Below are 3,601 nucleotides of genomic sequence, written 5' to 3'. Positions count from 1 at the left end.
AAACTGGTCTTATACGTGTAAAGTGAGTGATCTTAAAGCGGGGTCTAACACCGTGACCATAACGGCTACAGATCAATTCGGAGCCTATACCGTAAATACTTTTACCATCAATAACGCTGTAACAGAAACACCTATGAAGAAAGCTGTTGCCCGTTATAAAATCCTAGCACCGAAAGGATCAGCTAGAGAAATACTAGCTTGGCTAAAGAGAGAAAAGGGCAATTTAGTCGTTGATGCTGAAGCTTCTTTTGTAGATAAAGGACTGCCTGAGCAATATACAGCAATGACCAAAGAAAGTGTTGATCTTACTACTTCCATCACAGAAGATGAGTTGATTAGTACGGTAGCAACAGCAAAGTCAGACGTTATGTTCAAGCTGACATTGAGCAGGACCAATACAAGCGCAAAAGAAGCAGCTGTCATGCTAGTGGGAGTGATTAGCTAGTGGAATATATAAAGAGAAATCCAGACGGGACACTTGGCGGTGTGGTGGAGACTCCGGGGCATCATGATCCGTTACGTCCAGAGTTATTAGCGGCACTAGAGGCGATAACAGACTTAGACAGGCAGTTAGGTATATTGCACATTACGATAGAGCAACAAGGAAAGCAGATTGTTCAATTACAAGAAGAGATTACTGCACTGAAAGGAGGTGCTGAGTGATGCCAGTTAAAAAATACATGATACCTGTATATGCTGTGCTTGTGAAATCAGGAGAGTGGCTAATTGATCCTATGGGAACAGAGGAGAAAGCTGTACCAGAAAATTATCGAGTGCCAGTCGCTGAATATTTAGCTTTGCAAAAATAGTTACGTCTTTCCAATTGGAGAGGCGTTTTTCCATGGAGAGCCGTTAATGCGGCTCTCTTTATTTATGAGTAGTTTTTTTGCTCTTTTTCTTTCCAAGTTAATAAAGGAGGATTTTTATGAATTTTTCCCTTGAATTAAATGCTATGGCTAAACCGGCCACTATTGTTATTGGTGGTATTGGATCATTAGTATTACCGTGGATAGATTTCTTATATGGTTCAGGGCGCCATCATTTATTAATTGCCCTCTTTCTTATAATCGCTACAGATTGGGTTACCGGAATATCTGCTTCTATTAAGGATGGCACCTACTCTTCTGAATATGGGATCGGTGGTGTTTTCCGTACAATTTTCATATTGTTTTTCCCTGTACTCGCAAATGTTTTAGACCATGCCTTACAAACACCAGGGTTTCTTTTCTTTGGTGTTACATTCGGGCTGATATATCATACGTGGGCAAGCGTCACAGCCAACGCTATTCGTGCTGGTTGGGAAAAATGGATTCCTAAAAAAGTTATGAATCTTGTAGGTTCAGAGTTGGAAGCTAAAGCAGAAAGGGCCCAAAAGCTAAGGAAGGGAAATGATGGAAATGACCTTTGATATTGCTACACTTGCTGCTATTGTTGCGGCGCTTACTGGTGTGGCTAAAGGGTTCGGGGTTCCTAATAAATTCGCTCCATTAGTCGCTATGGCTTTTTCGGCCCTTTTTGTATCTCTTCCAAACGGGGAATTAAGAAACAATTTACTAACAGCAGTTGTGGTGGGATTAACGGCTTCGGGAGCCTACAGCTATGCAAAAACAGACAACGGAGGGAACAAGCAATGAAACCAGATGATTTTTTCTCCGAATTGGCACCTATTGCTATCCAAGAAATGAAGAGAACCGGTATCCCTGCATCCTTAACTATTGCACAAGGAATCCTGGAGTCAGGATGGGGAGCCTCTGAGGTGGCGGTTAATGCGAATAACTGGTTTGGAATTAAAGGCGTAGGGCCTGCTGGTAGCTACGAAAGGGATTCTCCGGAGGAAGAGCACGGAAAGAAAATAACAAGGAGATCTCCTTTCCGAAGATATCATGACTGGGAAGACTCTGTCCGTGATCATTCAGAGTTTTTGTTGAATCCACGTTATTCCAAGATTATTAATGCCGATTGGCGTACTGCTTGCCATGAGATTGAGAAAGCGGGCTATGCAACTGATTCGCAATATGCTGAAAAACTTATTAAACGAATCGAAGAATACCAACTTTACAAATACGACCAAGGAGCTGATAGAATGACCACACCTATTTTAATTATCGATCCAGGGCATGGCGGCACTGATTCAGGTGCAGTGGGCAACGGATTGAGAGAAAAGGATCTCACTCTCCAAATTAGTTTGTATCAATTTAATCGATTCAAGGAGCTGGGCCTACCAGTAGCGATTACAAGGACAGCAGATATCACTCTGGCGCCCTCACAGCGCACAGGAGCGGTTAAACAAAGTGGGGCTAAGTATTGCATTTCAAACCATATAAACGCTGGTGGTGGCGAAGGTGTGGAGGCGATCCACTCGATTCATGCCACTGATAAACTTGCGAAAGTGCTTGCCCATTCTGTTGTGAATTGTGGCCAAAAGTTCCGTAAGGCGTATAGCCGCCAAGGAAACGGAGGGGCTGACTATTACTTCATGCATCGAGAGACGGGCGCGGTAGACACCACAATTGTGGAATATGGTTTTATCGACAATACGGTAGACGCGGAACGCTTAAAAGCTAACTGGAAAATTTACGCTGAGGCTGTTGTCAAAGCATTTTGTGAATACGTTGGGCATACCTACAAACCAAAAGAAGGAGCTGCAACTATGAGCGATTTAGATAAATCTTTAGAGGCTCTTGTAAAAGCTGGTGTCATTCAATCACCTGAGTATTGGAAAACCAATGCTGTTCAAGGCGGGACGGTAAAAGGCGAGAATGCGGCAACTTTAATTCATAATATGGCTAAAAAATTGGGGGTTTAAGGGATATGAAAACAACAGGAAACAAAGCAGTATTATTTGCTGGTGTACTTGGATCGATAAAGCTATTAACTGAAGCCTACGGATATAGCATTATTACTGATGATCAAATTAACGCGATTGTGAACGGTCTTTCGGCTGTAGTGGCTGTAATAGCTGCCTTTACAAATAACTTTAAACACAAAACAAAATAGACAAAATGCCATCCAAGCGATAGGCATTTTTCTTTTCCCTTACGCACACATTGTGGTCGAAGCAGCCAACAAGCTTGGCCGTAATATAACTGGTTTTGAAATTGATGAAAATTATTTTAATTTAGCAAGTAGTAGAAAAAAATTGCCTCCTTTATAGGAGGCTTTTTTTATTAATAGAGAGGAAAAAAGTACCATGTATAGAAGTAAGTATTTATGTCGAAAGGAGGTAAAAGATGGAGCAAGTAGTAAGCGTAGTTCATACGGAAGTACCTAAAGTAGAAGGGTACTCATATTTTGATGGCGGTTTATTTCAGTACATAGGATGGTCAATTTTAGGCGGACTAATCACGTTTTTTACACTTGGATTTTGCTATCCCTGGGCTTTATGTAAAGTTTACAAATGGAAGATCGAGCACACAGTAATAGAGGGCCGACGATTGAAATTCAACGGGACAGCTGTAGGTTTGTTCGGAAATTGGATAAAATGGTGGTTATTATGTTTTATAACACTTGGTATTTATAGTTTCTGGTTGTTTATCGCACTTGAAAAATGGAAGACAAAACATACTACCTTTCAATAAGAAAAATCCCTCTGACGGAATTT

7 protein-coding genes and 1 pseudogene are annotated in these 3,601 nt (G+C 41.3%); all 8 read left to right on the top strand.

Annotated features, from left to right (window positions below):
* A pseudogene (locus QZ995_RS23515) lies at positions 1 to 445 on the top strand (hypothetical protein); the annotation flags it as partial.
* Positions 445 to 663 carry a hypothetical protein gene (locus QZ995_RS23510; protein ID WP_301812357.1) on the top strand — a complete coding sequence of 73 codons (219 nt, stop codon included), beginning with the start codon at positions 445 to 447 and terminating at the stop codon, positions 661 to 663. The pseudogene QZ995_RS23515 and the gene QZ995_RS23510, both read left to right, overlap by 1 nt.
* Positions 663 to 809, top strand: coding sequence for a CD1375 family protein (locus QZ995_RS23505; protein ID WP_301812334.1), 147 nt, complete (start codon positions 663 to 665; stop codon positions 807 to 809). Before QZ995_RS23510 ends, QZ995_RS23505 begins: the two co-directional genes overlap by 1 nt.
* Before the next feature lie 116 nt (positions 810 to 925).
* Complete coding sequence (locus tag QZ995_RS23500) at positions 926 to 1,408, top strand: phage holin family protein (RefSeq protein ID WP_301812355.1); 483 nt, start codon at positions 926 to 928, stop codon at positions 1,406 to 1,408.
* Positions 1,389 to 1,634, top strand: coding sequence for a hypothetical protein (locus QZ995_RS23495; protein WP_301812354.1), 246 nt, complete (start codon positions 1,389 to 1,391; stop codon positions 1,632 to 1,634). The genes QZ995_RS23500 and QZ995_RS23495 overlap by 20 nt, the downstream gene beginning before the upstream one ends.
* Positions 1,631 to 2,806 carry a glucosaminidase domain-containing protein gene (locus QZ995_RS23490; RefSeq protein WP_301812352.1) on the top strand — a complete coding sequence of 392 codons (1,176 nt, stop codon included), beginning with the start codon at positions 1,631 to 1,633 and terminating at the stop codon, positions 2,804 to 2,806. The genes QZ995_RS23495 and QZ995_RS23490 overlap by 4 nt, the downstream gene beginning before the upstream one ends.
* 5 nt (positions 2,807 to 2,811) lie before the next feature.
* Entirely contained in the window at positions 2,812 to 2,997 is a 186-nt protein-coding gene (locus QZ995_RS23485) for a hypothetical protein (protein ID WP_301812350.1), read from the top strand.
* A 233-nt stretch (positions 2,998 to 3,230) separates the two neighbouring features.
* Positions 3,231 to 3,578 (top strand): hypothetical protein, encoded by a 348-nt coding sequence (locus tag QZ995_RS23480; protein WP_301812349.1) that lies wholly within the window; start codon positions 3,231 to 3,233, stop codon positions 3,576 to 3,578.
* Positions 3,579 to 3,601: the final 23 nt, after the last annotated feature.

This window comes from Brevibacillus laterosporus (genome assembly GCF_030489605.1).
GTDB classification, from domain to species: Bacteria; Bacillota; Bacilli; order Brevibacillales; family Brevibacillaceae; genus Brevibacillus_B; species Brevibacillus_B laterosporus_E.
Note: the sequence above shows the minus strand (reverse complement) of the source record. Positions and strands in the feature narration are given on the sequence as shown.

What these genes read in the sequence shown, in the direction of transcription:
- QZ995_RS23505 (WP_301812334.1), top strand. Translation starts at nt 663, where the DNA reads ATGCCAGTTAAAAAATACATGATACCTGTATATGCTGTGCTTGTGAAA.
- QZ995_RS23500 (WP_301812355.1), top strand. Translation starts at nt 926, where the DNA reads ATGAATTTTTCCCTTGAATTAAATGCTATGGCTAAACCGGCCACTATT.
- QZ995_RS23495 (WP_301812354.1), top strand. Translation starts at nt 1,389, where the DNA reads ATGATGGAAATGACCTTTGATATTGCTACACTTGCTGCTATTGTTGCG.
- QZ995_RS23490 (WP_301812352.1), top strand. Translation starts at nt 1,631, where the DNA reads ATGAAACCAGATGATTTTTTCTCCGAATTGGCACCTATTGCTATCCAA.
- QZ995_RS23485 (WP_301812350.1), top strand. Translation starts at nt 2,812, where the DNA reads ATGAAAACAACAGGAAACAAAGCAGTATTATTTGCTGGTGTACTTGGA.
- QZ995_RS23480 (WP_301812349.1), top strand. Translation starts at nt 3,231, where the DNA reads ATGGAGCAAGTAGTAAGCGTAGTTCATACGGAAGTACCTAAAGTAGAA.